The 17619-nt window shown below is 63.8% G+C and carries 13 protein-coding genes; 7 read left to right on the forward strand and 6 right to left on the reverse strand.

Features of this window, described 5'->3' with window-relative positions:
- Positions 1-211: 211 nt before the first annotated feature.
- Positions 212-1348 (forward strand): porin, encoded by a 1137-nt coding sequence (locus tag QCE83_RS25705; protein ID WP_309818055.1) that lies wholly within the window; start codon positions 212-214, stop codon positions 1346-1348.
- 43 nt (positions 1349-1391) lie between these two features.
- Here the strand turns inward: QCE83_RS25705 and QCE83_RS25710 are convergent, their stop codons facing one another.
- On the reverse strand, positions 1392-2540 hold the full coding sequence (locus tag QCE83_RS25710) for an NAD(P)/FAD-dependent oxidoreductase (protein ID WP_309818058.1): 1149 nt from the start codon (positions 2538-2540) through the stop codon (positions 1392-1394).
- A gap of 364 nt (positions 2541-2904) precedes the next feature.
- Here QCE83_RS25710 and QCE83_RS25715 point away from each other — a divergent pair, with 364 nt between their 5' ends.
- From QCE83_RS25715 to QCE83_RS25730, 4 genes are all read left to right on the forward strand, one after another.
- A complete protein-coding gene (locus tag QCE83_RS25715; RefSeq protein WP_309818061.1) occupies positions 2905-4494 on the forward strand; it encodes a hypothetical protein in 1590 nt (529 codons plus the stop codon).
- Between the two features lie 965 nt (positions 4495-5459).
- Entirely contained in the window at positions 5460-5942 is a 483-nt protein-coding gene (locus QCE83_RS25720) for a molybdopterin-dependent oxidoreductase (RefSeq protein WP_309818756.1), read from the forward strand.
- On the forward strand, positions 5939-6490 hold the full coding sequence (locus QCE83_RS25725) for a nitrogen fixation protein NifQ (RefSeq protein WP_309818064.1): 552 nt from the start codon (positions 5939-5941) through the stop codon (positions 6488-6490). Before QCE83_RS25720 ends, QCE83_RS25725 begins: the two co-directional genes overlap by 4 nt.
- A gap of 37 nt (positions 6491-6527) precedes the next feature.
- Positions 6528-6929, forward strand: a complete 402-nt coding sequence (locus tag QCE83_RS25730; RefSeq protein ID WP_309818066.1) for a LysR family transcriptional regulator — start codon at positions 6528-6530, stop codon at positions 6927-6929.
- Between the two features lie 28 nt (positions 6930-6957).
- Here QCE83_RS25730 and QCE83_RS25735 read toward each other — a convergent pair whose 3' ends face one another.
- Complete coding sequence (locus QCE83_RS25735) at positions 6958-8259, reverse strand: DUF2325 domain-containing protein (RefSeq protein WP_309818071.1); 1302 nt, start codon at positions 8257-8259, stop codon at positions 6958-6960.
- Between the two features lie 286 nt (positions 8260-8545).
- Here QCE83_RS25735 and lpdA point away from each other — a divergent pair, with 286 nt between their 5' ends.
- Complete coding sequence (lpdA, locus tag QCE83_RS25740) at positions 8546-10327, forward strand: dihydrolipoyl dehydrogenase (protein WP_309818075.1); 1782 nt, start codon at positions 8546-8548, stop codon at positions 10325-10327.
- A 4-nt stretch (positions 10328-10331) separates the two neighbouring features.
- On the opposite strand, the gene QCE83_RS25745 is transcribed toward lpdA, so the two are convergent.
- From QCE83_RS25745 to QCE83_RS25755, 3 genes are read right to left on the reverse strand one after another with little or no spacing between them, the layout of a single operon-like run.
- Positions 10332-10988, reverse strand: a complete 657-nt coding sequence (locus QCE83_RS25745) for a retron system putative HNH endonuclease (protein ID WP_309818077.1) — start codon at positions 10986-10988, stop codon at positions 10332-10334.
- A complete protein-coding gene (locus QCE83_RS25750) occupies positions 10985-12391 on the reverse strand; it encodes an AAA family ATPase (RefSeq protein WP_309818079.1) in 1407 nt (468 codons plus the stop codon). Before QCE83_RS25750 ends, QCE83_RS25745 begins: the two co-directional genes overlap by 4 nt.
- A 29-nt stretch (positions 12392-12420) precedes the next feature.
- Complete coding sequence (locus QCE83_RS25755) at positions 12421-15873, reverse strand: response regulator (protein WP_309818080.1); 3453 nt, start codon at positions 15871-15873, stop codon at positions 12421-12423.
- Positions 15874-16246: 373 nt separating this feature from the next.
- On the opposite strand from QCE83_RS25755, the gene QCE83_RS25760 reads away from it, so the two are divergent.
- Positions 16247-16573, forward strand: a complete 327-nt coding sequence (locus tag QCE83_RS25760; RefSeq protein WP_309818082.1) for a hypothetical protein — start codon at positions 16247-16249, stop codon at positions 16571-16573.
- Here the strand turns inward: QCE83_RS25760 and QCE83_RS25765 are convergent.
- A complete protein-coding gene (locus QCE83_RS25765; RefSeq protein WP_309818084.1) occupies positions 16567-17508 on the reverse strand; it encodes a LysR substrate-binding domain-containing protein in 942 nt (313 codons plus the stop codon). The genes QCE83_RS25760 and QCE83_RS25765 overlap by 7 nt on opposite strands.
- Between the last annotated feature and the right edge of the window lie 111 nt (positions 17509-17619).

Below are 17619 nucleotides of genomic sequence, written 5' to 3' on the forward strand. Positions count from 1 at the left end.
CTTTGTTTCAAAACGCGTTTTCTCCTGGGTGCCGTGCCTGAAACCGCGCACGCCCAACATTCCGTAACGAATGCACGAACGAACGGCGTCGAGGCCCGTGATTTAATCCGGCCTCCGACGCGTCGACCGGTCGATCGGACGGGCTGTTCGCGCGAGGCATGCATGTCTTGCGCAACTCAGGCACATCCTCAAGCTCTATTGGAGAAACACAGTGAAGAAATCCTTATTCGCGCTGACCGTGCTCGGCACCGTCGCGGGCGCGGCGCATGCACAGAGCAGCGTGACGCTCTATGGCCTCATCGACGCGGGGCTGACCTATACGAACAATCAGGGCGGCTCGCACAACATTCAGGCGACGAGCGGCGCCGTCAACGGCAGCCGCTGGGGCCTGCGCGGCGCTGAAGATCTCGGCGGCGGACTGAAGGCGATCTTCACCCTCGAAAACGGCTTCAACATCATGAACGGCAATCTCGGGCAGAACAGCCGCGAGTTCGGCCGGCAGGCGTTCGTCGGTTTGTCGAGCAACCAGCTGGGTGCGCTCACGCTCGGCCGGCAGTACGATTCCGTCGTCGATTATCTTGGCCCGCTCGCGCTCACCGGCACGCAATATGGCGGAACGCAGGCCGCGCATCCGTTCGACAACGACAACCTCGACAACTCGTTCCGCGTCAGCAACTCCGTCAAGTATCAGAGCGTGAACTACGGCGGCTTCAAGTTCGGCGGCCTGTATGGTTTCTCGAACGAGGCCGGCGGCTTCGCGACGAATCGCGCTTATAGCGTCGGTGCGTCGTATGCGTTCGGGCCGTTGAACGTGGCAGCGAGCTACATGCAGTTGAACAACGCGGGCGCGACGCTGAACGCAAGCGGCGCGGTCAGCGACGACGCGACCTTCGCGGCCAGCCGTCAACGCACCTTCGGCGCGGGCATCAGCTATGCGTTCGGTCCGGCGCAGGCGGGCTTCGTCTTCACGCAGACGCGGCTCGACGGCGCGACCGGCATCGGTGCATCGGCATCGGGCGTGACGGGCGGCATCACGCTCGACGGCGGCAGCGCGCGCTTCACCAACTACGAAGTGAACGGCCGCTATAACCTGACGCCCGCGTGGTCGCTGTCCGGCGCCTACACCTTCACCGACAGCCATCTGCAGGGCGTCGATCCGAAGTGGAATCAGATCAGCCTGCAAACCGCCTATGCGCTTTCGAAGCGCACCGACGTCTATCTGCAAGGCGTGTATCAGCACGTGAGCGATACGGGCGACTCGGGCATCACGGCGGCGATCAACGGGCTGTCGGCGTCATCGACGAACAGCCAGGTCTCGGCGACCGTGGGCTTGCGGCATCGTTTCTGAGCGCGACGGGCTTAAGCGTGGGCATGGCGTTCGCGGCGCTGCTTCAATGCGCCGCGAACAGTTCCACCACGCTCTGCGGCGCGTGTTCGCCGAAGAATCGCTCGTGGTTGCGAGCGGTTCGATCGGCGAATGCGGCGCTGCGCGGGAACAGCGCGCTTTCGTAGGCTTCAAGCGCTTGCTCGATGTCGTCACGATGCGCGCACAGCGCCAGGCCTAGTTCGGCGCCGTCCTGTAGGGCAAGGTTGGCGCCTTCGCCGGCGAACGGCGACATCAGGTGCGCCGCATCGCCCACGAGGGTCACGCCTTCAGTTCCAGTGCGTGCCCAGTGATGATCGATTGGCAGGGCGTGGATCGGGCGGATCACGAGGTCGGTTTCGCTGTCCAGTATCAAGGCTCGCAGATCGGCAGCCCATCCTTCGAATTCATGCGCGAGCCGGGTTAGTGAGGACGAGCGCTCTTTGAAGTCGATCGTGTCGAGCCAGTCTTGCGGCTTCTGCAACGCGACGTACACACGCACCGTGCCGTCCGCGTAGCGGTGCGCAAGAATGCCCTTCCCCGGTTCCACCGCCATGAGCGTGCCCGTTTCGATTGCCGTCGAGACTGTCGAGCCGGATCGATGGCTGATTTCCATGAAGGTCGTGCCGGTGTAGGCCGGCTTTGCAGCGGACAGGAGCGGCCGAACCCGGGACCATGCGCCATCAGCACCGATCAATAATGCCGTGCGCCCGGTGACGCCGTTGTCGAATGCGATCTCGTGGCCGCCCTCTTGCAGACGGCGCACACGGGTCAGTTTGTGGCCCCAGCGGATCGTATCGGCCGGCAGCGAATCGATCAGCATGCGACGCAACGCGCCTCGGTCGACTTCAGGCCGCGTGGGCGCGGCGGATGCGGGCTGGTCGAACAGGATGGTCGCGTGCCTGTCGACGACGCGCTTCGCGTCCTCGCCTGGAAGCACGAGATCAAGAAAGCGATCGTAGAGGCCTGCGGCTCTCAGGCCAGCCTGGCCGTTGTATTCGTGGATGTCCAGCAGGCCGCCCTGTGAGCGCGCGTCGGGAGAAGGTTCGGCTTCGTAGATCGTCGAACGAATTCCATTGATGTGCAGGACGCGGGCGAGCGTCAGGCCGCCCAGGCCAGCACCGATGATGGCAATGCGGGCCGCTGCGACGGTCGAGGAAACGAGAGGTGGGTTCATGGCGCGTTCCGGTAAGTACGAGCGAATCGCGCGGAAACACGACGGCTCGTAACGGTTCCGACGGGATGTCGGAGGAAACGCTGGTCAGCCCAAACCGAGTGGTTTGAGTGACGTGTGCGCGGTCTTTTTCAGCGAGGCTTGCGCGCGCGGGCTGATCTGGAAGACCGTTTTTCGCGAATGTCAGGTGCGGAGTATTGCATGGAAGGGCGTTGCGAGGGGAGAACAACCGGGCGCTGATTGAGGTCGGCGCCCGGGTCTTGGGTCGATCGTGGGTGTGTCGATGGCACGAGGCCGGCCGAAACGTGCCAGTCCGGTCGATCTCGTGCTTTGTTGCTTTGTAGTTAGCGTTCTTGTGCCGAGGTTAGTGGTTGCCGCCGCCACCGCCGCCGCCGCCACCACCACCGCCGCCACCACCACCGCCGCCGCCACCGCCATTGCCGTGGCCGCCACCGCCATTGCCGTGACCACCGCCACCGTTGCCGTGTCCACCACCACCGTTGCCGTGACCACCGTCGCCATGGCCACCACCGCTGCCGGCTCCATGGCCACCGTCGCCGTGGCCACCGTCACCGTGGCCACCGCTGCTGCCGTTGCCACCGCCGACGCCATGGCCGCCATCACCATGGCCACCGTCGCCGTGGCCACCGCTGCTGCCGTTGCCACCGCCGACGCCATGGCCGCCATCGCCATGACCACCGTCGCCATGGCCACCGTCGCCGTGACCGCCGCTGCCATTGCCGCCGCCGACGCCATGGCCGCCATCACCATGACCGCCGTCACCATGGCCACCGTCGCCGTGACCGCCACTGCCATTGCCGCCGCCAACGCCGTGGCCGCCATCACCATGACCGCCGTCACCGTGGCCACCATCGCCGTGACCGCCACTGCCATTGCCACCACCAACGCCGTGGCCGCCATCACCATGACCGCCGTCACCGTGACCGCCGCTGCCATTGCCGCCGCCAACGCCGTGGCCACCGTCGCCATGACCACCGTCGCCGTGACCACCGCTGCCGTTGCCACCGCCGACGCCATGGCCGCCATCGCCATGACCGCTGCTGCCATTGCCGCCACCAACGCCGTGACCGCCATCGCCGTGGCCGCCGTCACCGTGACCGCCGTCGCCATGTCCACCATCACCATGACCACCGTCGCCATGACCGCTGCTGCCATTGCCGCCACCAACGCCGTGACCGCCATCGCCATGACCACCGTCGCCGTGACCGCCGTCACCATGACCGCCGTCGCCGTGACCACCGTCGCCATGGCCACCGTCGCCATGGCCACCGTCGCCATGACCGCCATCGCCATGACCGCCGTCACCATGGCCACCGTCGCCATGACCGCCATCGCCGTGGCCACCATCGCCGTGGCCACCGTCACCATGGCCGCCATCACCGTGACCACCGTCACCATGGCCACCGTCGCCATGCCCGCCATCACCATGACCGCCATCACCATGACCGCCATCGCCATGGCCACCGTCGCCATGCCCGCCATCACCATGACCGCCATCACCATGACCGCCATCGCCATGGCCGCCATCGCCGTGGCCGCCATCACCATGACCGCCGTCGCCATGGCCGCCATCGCCGTGGCCACCATCACCATGGCCGCCATCGCCGTGGCCACCATCACCATGGCCGCCATCACCGTGACCACCATCGCCATGACCGCCATCGCCATGACCGCCATCGCCATGACCGCCATCGCCATGACCGCCATCGCCATGCCCATGACCGTCACCGCCGTGGCCGTGACCATTGCCACCGCTATCGCCACCGCCATCGCCCGTACTACCTCCTCCCGTACTACCACCGCCTGTACTACCTCCGCCCGTACTGCCCCCGCCCGTACTACCCCCGCCCGTGCTTCCGCCTCCACCCGTCCCACCCGAACCGCCACTCGATCCACCCACGCCCGAACTCGAACCGCCTCCTTGTCCACCGGCTGACACAGCGCCGCCTCCCGACGTCGCGCCGCCTCCCTGACCGGATGCCCCGTTCCCGGCGCTGCCGCTACCGCTGCCGCTGCCCGTACCAGTGCTGCTGCCGGAGGTGCCGGCGCCCGACGTGCCATTGCTCCGGCTACCGCTCCTCAACGCAACCGAGCGTCCCGGCAACACCGCTGCCTGCGCCACAGTCTGCGCGGCCGGTACAGCCGCGGCCATGGTCTGCGTCCCGACGGCGCACCCCGTCGATGTCAGGTTATCGCAAGCATCCTGTGAGGAAGCTGCATGTGAAAGATTGGACATCGCCGCAGCAATGACGAGCACGCTAAGCCTGAGTGCCGTCCTCAATTCATATTTGTTCGAGTTCCTCATGTTTTCCCCGTATGAGCAGTCGCGCCGCCTCTGGTGATGCGGATAACGCGATGTGGGGCAAGAATGGCAGTCTGGAAATGTTGTTCTGTGCGCTACTCAACCGAGCGCCCGGCGGCTGCGCGTAAGCACGTGCGCGTCCTCGCAGAAAACGTTTGCAGAAGACTCAAATGCAACTGTCGCAATTACCTGAAGCGACGCCAGCCAGCGCAAGCTTTACCTTGGAATGCTCTCGAAGCACGCCGTCTGCGATCCATGAGTCTCATCCTTTACTACGCCATCCGAACTATTTTAGGCCGCGTTGAATCCGTACAAATTCCTTTCTGTGCGTGAATATCGAATGGATGGCGAAAGAAACGCATCGAGACCTGCCGATGCCACGCTGACAACCCGCACATGCAGCGCCTTTCAAGAATCGAACACCGAAAACCTGAAAAGGCATATGCACGACATGTCCGGCGGGAGATGTCATGAGCACCGATCTCGTAATATATTCAGTGATACAGCGATGTCCGGCCCAAGCCGTCCTAAGCAGCCGCGTCAACCAGCGCCCAGCTTTCGATGTCCTTTCGCCCATCCCAACCAGAAGCCCTGCTCACATGCTTTCACTCAGCCAGGAAATTCGCAGCCCGCACGTGGAGATCGGTGGCGCGGTGCAGACGCCTCTCAGGCTCGATGTCCCCGCGTTGCGCGAATTCGCCTGCACGCGCATCGAGCCGTTCGATCTGATCTGCTTTTCGACCGGTCGCTATATTCGTCCGATGGGAAGCTATCGCGGCGTCCCGTTGCGCACGCTGCTGGACGCGGCGGGCGTGCGTCGGCCGGACAATACGGATTTCAAGCGCACCGTGTTCCTCGCGCACGCGCACGACGGCTATGCGGTCAGCTTTTCATGGCATGAGCTGTTCAACACGCCGATCGGCGCGCAAGTGATCGTCGCGTACGAATGCGCGGATCGCGAACTGGATGTCGAAGACGGCCTGCCGGTGCTCGTATCCGGCGCGGACACGGTACATGCGCCGCGGCACATGAAACGCCTCGTGCGCGTCGATGCGCACATTCTGGGAACCTCGCATCCATGAACGATGCTGCGCGCGCGTTGCTGACTCACGCGGCCGCGCCCCCTTCTGCCGATACCGTGCTGTTCGCGCGGCTGATCGGCGCGCGCATCGAAGCGGGCGATACGGCCCTCCTGGGTCTTGATCGCATCGCACTCGCCGCATTGATCGACCGTCATTTCCCGCACGCGTCGAATGCCCCGGAAGCCCCGCGACAGATCATGCTGACGCCGCATCATGCGTTCGTCCGCCGTCTGCACGGCCTGCTGATGTGGCATGACCGCACGGCGACACACGCGTGGCAGGACGCACTTTGTCTCGCGACCATCATCTCGGCTGCGACCTTGCGCCCGAATCATCTGTGGCGCGATCTCGGTCTCGACGGCCGCGACGACGTCACCGACATGCTGCAGCGTCACTACCCCGCGCTGGTCGCGCGGAACACGGCGAATCTGCGCTGGAAGAAGTTTCTGGCTCACGAAGTGGCTTGCGCGGAAGGGGTCACGCCCACATGCGCGCCGGGTTGTCCGGGCTGCGAGGATTACGCGTTCTGCTATCCGGAGCAGTCATAGCCCATTGCGCCGATATCGTTCGTGTATTCTCTCGGGCATGGCGACGACCCTCAAATCCAAGGACAGCGCAAAGGAAGCGGACACGGCAAAGCAGCCGGCCGAAGTGCGCTTTCGCATGCGCATCACCAAAGGCGAAACCATCGCGCTCGGTCCGGGCAAGGTTGCGCTGCTCGAAGCGATCCGCGAGCAAGGTTCGATATCGGCGGCCGCACGCAGCCTCGACATGTCGTACCGGCGCGCGTGGCTGCTCGTCGACGAACTGAACCGCTCGCTCAAGTCACCCGCGACGCTCTCCGAACAAGGCGGTCAAAGCGGCGGCGGCTGCGTGCTCACGCCGGTCGGCGAACGCATCATCAAGCTGTATCGCGATGTCGAAGCCCAGGCCGAAGCAGCCTGCGCGCGGCAGATCGCTTCGCTCACGCAATTGCTCAAGCCCTGAGGCCGAAAGCGCTCGCAAAGCTATCTTGTCAGCCGTGACGCAGGCAGAACGCCGACGGCGGCGGTGACGCCGGGCTGACGTCCCGCGGGCCCGCGCCGAGCCGTCCGATGAACTCCACGAAACTCGCCACGCTCGCTGTACGCAGCGGCGAATACGGCACGCCGTGACGTTCGCAGACACGCTTGAGCATGTTCATCGAATCGTGATCGATGCAATCGACGGGAAACAGGACCGCGTCGGCATTCGGCAGCGCTGCCGCCAGCAAGCCCTTGCGATCTTCGATGCCGCCATCGTGCACGACCAGTTCACCGCCCGCCGCGGCGGTCAGCGATCTGAGCAGCGCATTCGAATTCGGCCTGCCGCCCACATAGACGATGCGCTTCCCCTCCAGCCATTCGACCGCGCGCCGGCGCGTCTCGGGCTCGTCGCCGGCGGCGAGCGTCGCGCCTTCGAGCGCCGCGCATTCCGCCTGCACCACCTTCAACAACGCCTGCGCCTCGCCCAGGCTGTTGCGCAATGCGCGCGACTGTTCCTCTACCTGCAGCACGCGCTGCTCGACACTTTCGCGACGGCTCGTATGCAGCGCGAGGCGTTGCTCACCGTCCTCGACCTTCTCGCGCAGACGCTCGATTTCGTCTTCGAGCTCGATGGTCGAGCGCTCCGGCTTGCGCGCGGCCAGCTGCAAGGCAAGCTCATGCGCCTGCCTGACGGCGGCATCGCGCTCGGCGCTCAATTCCAGCACCCGCGCCTGCTGGCGCTCCAGTTTGTCGCCGAGTTCCTGGTTCTCGGCTTCGAGCGCGACCAGACGCCGAATGTCCGCACGATTCGCCGCGCCGACCAGATGCGACAGCATGTGCAGTTCGCCGAACGCGTACTGACGCACTTCGATGCTTGCATGCGGATGCGACATCACGGCCCAGTAAGCGGGCGGAATATCGCCGGATTTGAGCGCCTCGTTCCACAGATCGAGCAGCGCCTGGGTATCGCGCGCGCTGTCGAAGCGGCGGATCGCGCCTGAATACCGTTCGTCGAGCGCCTTGTGCAGCGCCTTCGCACCCGCGCCGCCGGCAATCGCCAGTTCCACGGCCGCGTGATGGATCTCGAGATCGCTCGCGTGATAGCGGTCGAGGTCGGTGAATTTCGGCACGAGCTTGCGAAGCTCGCCCGTCGAGAGACACGTACCGATGACCGAGCAGTGCAGATGCGAGTCCAGTTCCGCGAGGCGCGCGCGACGGCGCACCGGACGCGGAACGGCCTCGCCCGGCTGGCAGCAGGCGTCGCCATGCGCATGGGCATGCGTGCGCGCGAGTTGGAACGGCGGGGTTTGCATGATCACCTCGGGCTCGATCGGCAGGGCCAGGACGAGCGCGGATGCCGCGCGCAGACGCGACATGGCGCCCCGGCAAGGTCAGTCGAAAGCTTTTTCGCAATATACCACCGAATATAGCGACGACGAAAACGCACCGGCCGTCCGTGCCTTGCCGCGCGCGGGCTACGGACACGGCGTATCCTACGACTTCGGCGCGCCGGGCCGGCCGTGGCAGGCCGCGTCCGCAAGGCGCCGCGCCGGACGTTTCCAATCGCGAACAACGCGCTCGCTCACAAGGAGAATCTGAATGGCCAGGGTTGAAGTCAAGGTTCCGCAGCTTTCCGAATCCGTCACTGAAGCGACGATGCTGCCGTGGAAGAAAAATGCGGGCGACGCCGTGGCACAAGACGAAACGCTCGTCGAACTGGAAACCGACAAGGTCGTGCTCGAAGTGCCCGCGCCCGGCGCCGGCACGCTCGTGGAAGTGCTGAAGAAAGCAGGCGACATCGTTCACGCCGATGAAGTGCTCGCCGTGATCGATACCGAAGCGAAGGCATCGGCGGCGGCTGAAAAGCCGGCAGCTGAAAAACCGGCAGCAGCCCCAGCACCCGCGCAAGCCGCGGCACCCGCGCAAGCAGCCGCACCCGCCGCGACGGGCCAGAAAGCCGATTTCGACGTCATCGTGATCGGCTCCGGGCCGGGCGGCTATATCGCCGCCATCCGCGCCGCGCAGCTGGGCCGCAAGGTCGCCTGCGTCGAGGAATGGATCAATCCGGCCGGCAAGCCGAAGCTCGGCGGCACCTGCCTGAACGTCGGCTGCATTCCGTCGAAGGCGTTGCTGGCATCGTCGGAGGAATTCGAGAAGGCCAGGCTGCACTTCGGCGACTTCGGCATCAAGATGGACAACCTGTCCGTCGATGTCGAGAAGATGGTCGGACGCAAGGAAGCGATCGTCGAGAAGATCACCGGCGGCGTGGAATTCCTGTTCCGCAAGAACAAGATCACCTGGCTCAAAGGTCACGGCAAGCTCGCCGGCAAGGATGGCGGCAACTTCAAGATCGAAGTGAGCGGCGAGGGCAAGAGCGAAAGCCACACCGCGCAGCACGTGATCATCGCGACGGGTTCGAAGGCGCGGCATTTGCCGAACGTTCCGGTGGACAACAAGATCGTCTCCGACAACGAAGGCGCCCTCGCCTTCACCTCCGTGCCGAAGAAACTCGCGGTGATCGGCGCGGGCGTGATCGGGCTGGAGCTCGGGTCGGTGTGGCGTCGGCTCGGCGCGGAAGTGACGATTCTCGAAGCGCTGCCCGAATTCCTCGGCACCACGGATACCGCGCTGCAAAAAGAAGCCGCCAAGCTGTTCAAGAAGCAGGGTCTGGCCATTCATCTCGGCGTCAAGATTGACGGCGTGAAGACGACCGAGTCGAGCGTATCGATTTCCTACCAAGACAAGGACGGCAACGCGCAGACGCTGGAGGCGGACCGGCTGATCGTATCGATTGGCCGCGTGCCCAATACCGACAATCTTGGCCTCGATTCAATCGGTCTGGCGGCCGATGAGCGCGGCTTCATTCCCGTCGACGGTCATTGCGCGACGAAGGTGCCGAACGTGTACGCGATCGGCGATGTCGTGCGCGGCCCGATGCTCGCCCACAAGGCCGAGGACGAAGGCGTGCTGGTGGCGGAGATCATCGACGGGCAGAAGCCGCATATCGACTACAACTGCATTCCGTGGGTGATCTACACGCACCCGGAGATCGCGTGGGTCGGGCAGACCGAGCAGGCGCTGAAGGCGGAAGGCCGCGAGGTCAAGGCCGGGCAGTTCCCGATGCTCGCCAATGGCCGCGCAATGGGCATCGGCGAGACCGATGGCTTCATCAAGATCATCGCCGATGCAAAGACCGACGAGATTCTCGGTGTGCATATCATTTCGGCGAACGCGTCGGATCTGATTGCGGAAGCGGTCGTCGCGATGGAGTTCAAGGCGGCGGCGGAGGATATCGGACGGATTTGCCATCCGCATCCTTCGCTTTCAGAGGTGATGCGCGAGGCGGCGCTCGCGGTGGACAAGCGGGCGTTGAATATCTAGGCCGCTATAGACCCGACGACGGAAGGTATTGCCCGGCGTAGCGAGCAATCACATGCCCGAAAGAGGGAAGCCTTCCGTCGTCGTCGGGACGGCTGAAGGCGTCCCGAAGCTGTGACAAGTCTTCGTCGCTGGCGGTCGACAGAAATTCGGCATCCAGCGCATTTCCGAGCACTTCGGCGCGTGCCGCTCGCAAGAACGGAATATCCAGCGACAAAAGCTCGTTCATGTAACTCGCGGGTTCGTCAGACGCATCGGCAGCGGCAATCGCACCGAGCGCGGTGTACACGAATCGCTTTTCACAGGTCACATCCTGCGGATCGATGATCCTGCGCTCATCAAAGCGGTTGCCTTTGGCATGCCCGCAGTGTCGCGGCAAGCCGGCGCCGATGTTCTTCAGGCAGGAGGCGTGCAGATTCTCGAAGCTCAACTGCAACGCCTCGAATTGATCCTGCGGGCGAAAGTGTTCGATGTGGCTGTCATCCAGCGTGACTTCGCGGCCGCAATAGCAACACACCCAACCCTGCTCTGCGAGCAAGGCCTTGTGAAGCGCCTGCTTCTCGGGATTCTGCAACTGCGCATAGCTCGGCTCCCAGCCTTCATCCCCTTCTGTCTTCCATTTTTCGAAGGCGTCCGGAGCGGCGCCTTTTACCACGTTCTTCATCGGCCCAGAACCTCTTTACGCTTGATCAAGGCTTCAGCGCCAGCCAGTTCCGGAATGCCGGGTGCCAGTTGCTTCAAATCAGTCAAGCGTTCACGCGCATTCGAGAGCTCGTTCCGCTCGATGGCCGCGAACAGTTCAGACAGAGCCTGTTCGACATCGGCGGGCCGAGGCTTTGCATCCATGATCTGTTCGAGGATGCGGCTGGAATCGAGTCCATAGCTGACCTGCGGCCGCTCGAAACCGTCTGGCTGAAGCAGAATGATTTCGCTGGGATGCAATTCACTCAGGATCTGCGGAGAGTGGCTCGCGGTAATGAACTGCACACGCGGAAATGCTTGCGTCAAACCTCTCACAATCAGACGCTGCCACTTGGGATGAAGATGAATGTCCAGTTCGTCGATGAGAACCACTCCGGGCGTTTCCTGCGCCACGTTCTGCTTCAGTTGCGGATTGAGCAAGCACATCCGCCGGGCGATATCCGCCACCAACGCAATCGCGACGCGCTGGCCGTCGCTCAGATTGCCAAAAGCCGTAGGCGTCTTGCCGCTGAGCCACTCCATGATCAAGCTCTTTTGAGCCATCTCGTAGCGCAGACCCTTCGCATCTTCCACCACGGCCTGAAGCGCGCCATTGGCAATAGCGAGTTCATCATCGACGATAGCGTCCCAGCGCGCGCCTTGGTCAGTCACGGACTGAAGGCGCTCCAATGTCTTGGCGATGACCCATTCCTGAACTGCACCCGGATCCGCGGATGCGTCCCACCAATTCGAGTAACCAGCGACCCTTGATTCGCGTCGGGTTACTGCGGCAAGTTCGCGCGCCTGAGCCGCAGGCCAGTGACGATAAGCGGGATAGTATGCAAGGATGGGAAGCGGGTTTTGTGAAGATGTGTTGCCTGCCGAATCACCGCCGTCCAATCGCTTCCGAATGACCAAGCCAGGATTGTCATCCTGAATTGAAGTCTGAACGGCTTCACCATGCCGGTCTAAAGTCCAGCCCAAGGCCTCGCCGCCTATTTGACCGTTGGCAACAAGCTTCATGGGATATTGAGGCTCGAATCGATAGCGCGAGCCAAATGCCTCAACGCTGATTCGCACTGAATCCCGATCATTCAACGGTTCGAAATAGCCGTCCGAAGCCGCTACAAGATGCGTGCTCGGCGCCAGTGCATCGCGGATTCCCTTCAGGAGAGAAGTTTTCCCGCTGCCATTCACACCTGCGATGACGTTGAACCCCGGCTCGAACGAGACTGTGAAAGACGTGTAGCAACGGTAATTGTGTAGTTCAAGCGACGTCAGTCTCATCCCGGATTCTCCATCAAGCAGTTCCTCGAACTGCTTCGGTATCGACTTGCATTCATCGATGCGGAAGCGGCGCTCGAGCGCCGCGTTCAACTCAAGCACTCGATACTCGATAGAATGCCCGTCCGATTCTACACGCGCCGCGCCATCCACACCCTCAACAACGAGTAAAGCCGGTCGATGTCGATCGGCTTCGCCAGATAGTCACTCGCTCCCGCCGCGAGACACTGTTCCTGATCGTCCTTCATCGCCTTCGCCGTGATCGCGATGACCGGCAGCTTCCTGAAGCGCGCATCCTCGCGGATGCGCCGCGTCGCCTCCAGTCCGTCCATGCCCGGCATCATCACGTCCATCAGCACGACGTCGATATCCGGATTCTTGTTGAGCGCCTCGATCGCCTCGAAGCCATTCCGGCCGATGTCCACCTTCAGCCCCTGATGCTCCAGGGCGCTCGACAGCGAAAAGATGTTGCGGATGTCGTCGTCCACCAGCAGCACGCGCCGGCCATCCAGCACGCGATCCCGCGAACGCGACACGTGCAGCATCGCCTGGCGGTCCGCCGACAGATCCGTTTCCACCTTGTGCAGGAACAGCGTCACTTCATCGAGCAGACGTTCCGGCGAGCGCGCGCCCTTGATGATGATCGACTGCGAATAGCGCAACAATTCCGCTTCCTCGTCATGCGTCAGATTGCGGCCCGTGTAGACGATCACCGGCGGGAACGAATAGGCGTCGATCGCGGCCATCTGGCGCAGCAGGTCGCCGCCCTGCATGTCCGGCAGTTTCAGGTCGATGATCATGCAGTCGAAGATCGTCGTCTTCAGCATGTCGAGCGCTTCGCGTCCGTATTCGACCGGCGTGATCTCCACGTCCGCATCGCTGATCAGCTCGACGATACTCTGCCGCTGACGCGCATCGTCTTCCACCAGCAGCACGCGCTTGATTTTCTGGCTGCTCTTTTCTTCGAGCCTCTGGAAGATCTCCAGCAGTTGCTCGCGCGTCGTCGGCTTCACCGCATGGCCGATCGCCCCGAGATGCAGCGCCGCTTCGCTGCGGTCGGTCGCCGACACCACATGCACCGGAATATGCCGCGTACGCGCATTCGCCTTCAGTTCCTGCAACAGCACCAGGCCCGAGCGGTCCGGCAAGCCGATGTCGAGCAGGATGGCGCTCGGCGCGCCCTCCTGCGCGAGCCGCAATGCCTCGCCCGCCGTGCCGCTCACGATGCAGCGATAGTCCAGCTCGTGCGCCAGATCGAACAGCACCTGCGCGAAGCGCGCGTCGTCCTCGACCACCAGCACGAGGCGACGGCCAGGCGCGGAATCATTACGATCGTCGTCGATCACGCGGGCGGGCTCGACTGCTGCCATCGGTTCCACCACTTCAACTTCTTCCACGGATGCGACCGGTTCCACGGCTTGCGGAACTTCAACAGCCGCGTCGTACGCAAGCGGCATCGTCAACGTAAAGGTGCTGCCCGTGCCCGGGACGCTGCGCACCGCAATCGTGCCGCCAAGCAAATGAGCCAGGCTGCGTGAAATCGACAAGCCCAGACCCGTGCCGCCGTAATGACGGCTCGTGGTGCCGTCGGCCTGCTGGAACGCCTCGAAGATCGCATCGAGCTGATCCGTCGCAATGCCGATACCCGTGTCCTTCACTTCGAACTCCACCGCCCGCGAGGAACCCGCGTTCCGCAACGTCAGCGAAACGACGCCGGCATCCGTGAACTTGATCGCGTTCGACAGCAGATTCTTCAACACTTGTTCGAGCCGCCGTGCGTCGGTTTCGAGCGTCGGATAGCCGGCCATCTCGTTGCGCAGTTCGAGCGTGAGCTGCTTCTGCCGCGCGAGCGGTTCGAACGTGCGCCGCAGCGTTTCCATGATGCGTTGCAGCGGCACGTCCTCGATATGCAGATCCAGCTTGCCCGCCTCGACCTTCGAAAGATCGAGGATGTCGTTGATCAGGTTCAGCAGGTCGTTGCCCGCGGAGTAGATGGTCTGCGCATACTTGATCTGATCGCCGGTGAGATTGCCGCTCTTGTTCTCGGAAAGCAGCTTCGCGAGGATCAGCGAGCTGTTCAACGGCGTGCGCAGTTCGTGCGACATGTTCGCCAGGAACTCCGACTTGTAGCGGCTCGCGCGCTGCAACGCATCGGCGCGCGTTTCGAGTTCGCCCTGCGCCGCGTTGAGCGCCGAATTGCGCTCGTCGAGCACGCGCGCCTGCTCCGCCAGCTGATCGTTGGTCTGCTCCAGCTCGGCTTTCTGGTTCGCGAGATAGGCCTGTGCCTGCGAAAGCGCGGTCGTCTGCTGCTCCAGTTCCTCGTTGGTGGTGCGCAGTTCTTCCTGCTGCATCTGCAATTCTTCGTTCAGCTGCTGCGTTTCCTCCAGCACGCGCTGCAAGCGCTCGCGATACTGCGCCGCATCGACGAAATCGCCGATGTTCCGCGCCACGATCTCCAGAAACTGCCGGTCGCGCGGGCTGAGCGCGTGCATCGCGCCGAGTTCGAGCGCGCCATTCGCGCGCCCTTCGTTTTCGATCGGAACGATCACGAGGCTTGCCGGCGCACTCCCGCCGAGTGCCGATGTCACCTTCCAGTAACCGGACGGCACCTCGGCGACGCTCGTCAGCTTGCGCGCATGCACCGCTTGCCCGACCAGACTCGTCACGCCCGCCAGCGACCCCGGCACCGCCGCGCTGGCCGGATCGAAGCCGAAGCTGGCGGTGCGCTTGAGCGTGCCGTCGGCTTCGCGCACATAGAACGTGCCGAGCGATATCTTCAGGTAATCGGAGAGGAAATCAAGAATGGACTGGCACAGCTGATCCAGCGTTCGCCGTCCGATGACCGTCTCCGCAAGCTGCCGCTGGCCGTCGCGCAGCCACGCCTGCTCCTGGAGCGCCTTCGTCTGCCGTTCCTGTTCGTCGATCGCCGCGCCGAACGCGCCTGACAGGCTCATCAGCTCGCGCCGGCCGAACACCGCCAGCACCACCGAAAGCGCCAGACTCAGGATCATGAACACGGCGACGGTAATCGTCGTCAGTTGCCTGGCGGATTCAATACGCTGCAGGCGCAGCGTCTGCTCGATGTTGAGAAAGGCGTCGAGCTCACGCCCGGATTCGGCGCGTTCCGCAGAACCGCGGCCGGCACGCACGAGCGCGGCGGAATCCTGCTGGTGGCGGCGCGCGTCGATCAGCGCGTCGGCCACCTTGTCCCATTGCGCCTGCAACGCGCGTATGCGGATCAGGCGGTCCACCTGCGGCGTGTTGTCGGATACGAGGCCCGCGAGCGTGTCGATATCCGCCGACAGCTTCGGCTTCGCCGTCTCGTAGGGCGCGAGGAAGGACTCGTCGCCAGTCAGCAGGAAGCCGCGAACGGCGCTCTCCTTGTCGCTGACCAGCCGGCCGATCTCCTGCGCGTTGCCGATTACGCGCTCGGAATGCTCGACCCAGTTAATGCCCGAAAGCAGATACAGCACGAGCGCCAGGAAGGCGACCGCCGTGACGATGCCCGTCGCGAGCGGCAGCGTGATGTTGCGCAGAAGAATCCGACGAAAGCTGGCCTCGTCGACACCGGACCGCAAGGGCATAAACAGCTCCGATTAAGCGTGGCGGCCGCCCGGCGAGGACCGGCTGTCTGGATGACGCCAATCGCCGCGGCCGTTTCTAAAGTTGTAATTGTGGTTCCAGCCGGTGCGCATCATAACCGCTTTGAATCCGCCGCGCGGGAGCCGCCGGACGGGTGCGCGAAGGGTACACCGTATCGGCTTCCGAAACGGACGCGGCCATCCTTGCGCCTCCCTGAATATTTGCGCGCGCCGCCTTACAATCGACGCACGGCATTCAGCCGCCACGGCCACGAGGAAAGCGTCATCGGCCCGGAGAAAGTGCTTGCGTTTGTTTCACCGGTTTTCGCGGCCCATTCCGGCCGCGCGACGTTCAACCGATCTCTCTGGAGAGGCTATGAAAGCAACGCTCGGCAGCAGACTTGCCGTTTCCCTGATGGCGGCCGTATTCGGGCTGTCGGTCGCGCCGCTCGCTGGCGCCCAGGACAGCGCCGCCACCAATGGCGCCACCAATGACGCCACCCAGGCCGCGCCCACCACCAAGGCCGACCAGAAAGCGGCGCGCAAGGCCGCCCGCAAGCAGGCCCGCGCCAAGAAGAACGCCGAACTCAAGAAGCTCGAGGATGCCGGCTACAACCCGGCCGTGCGTGACGACGCCAAATATCCGCAGGACATCCAGGACGCGCAGAAGAAGGCCGGCATCGGCCGGGGCGCGAGTCAGTAAGCGGGTTTGCTGGCGCTGCCCGCGTCCTGTGACGCAGCAGCGCCTTCTTCCCGCTTGTCAGGCACGGCGGCTTCTTCATGCAGCCACTCGACCAGGCCGTCGATGGACGAGGTAATCGACCGTCCATGCGGAACCACGATGTAGTACGCGTCGGCGGGCTTGCATGACGCCGTATGCAGCCGCACCAGTTCGCCCGACGCCAGGAAGTCCGTCACGAGCCGCGCCCAGCCGAGCGACACGCCCTGCCCGCAGCGCGCGGCCAGCACGGCATCGGAATAGATGCTGCAGCGAAGCGCGTAATTCAGCCGCGCCGGCCGATGCCCCACCGACGCAAACCACGCCTCCCAGCCCATCCAGCCTTCCGAAGTCGAATCCGAGCCGATCAGCGGCATCTGCGCGAGCGCTTCGAGCGTCTCCGGCGCCTCGTGTTCGCGCAGCCAGTCGGGCGAGCACACGGGAAACACTTCTTCATCGAAGAGATAGGTGGAGGTGCCGTCCGTCCAGGAACCGTCGCCGAAACGCACCGCAACATCGACTTCGTTGTGACGCAGGTCCGCGATGAACATCGGATCGGTCAGGCGCAGTTGCAGCTTCGGTTGCAGCCGCTTCAGGCTGGCCAGACGGGGAACGAGGCGAAGCTGCGAGAAGGCGGCAGTGGACGCCAGCACGAGTTCGCGCTGCTCGAAACCGGTGGAAAGACGGTCGAACACGCCCGCGATCTTCTGCATCGATTCCGCGACCACCAGATAAAGCGATTCACCTTCGCCGGTCAGCGAGATGGAGCGGTGCAGGCGATGGAACAGCCTCACGCCGAGCGTCTCTTCCAGAACCTTCACCTGCCGGCTGACGGCCGCCTGACTGACGCCCAGTTCGCTTGCCGCATGCGTGAAGCTGCCGAGCCGCGCGACGGCTTCGAACTCGACCAGCGCGGTCATGGAAGGAATGATCCGCCTGTAACCTTTGGGGCCTCTTGCATTCTTCATCTGACGACGGTTCCTGTCCGGTGAATACAGCACTCGACGACTGCGGCAGGCGCGATTCTGCCT

The sequence above is a fragment of the Caballeronia sp. LZ034LL genome (assembly GCF_031451215.1).
Classification (GTDB): domain Bacteria; phylum Pseudomonadota; class Gammaproteobacteria; order Burkholderiales; family Burkholderiaceae; genus Caballeronia.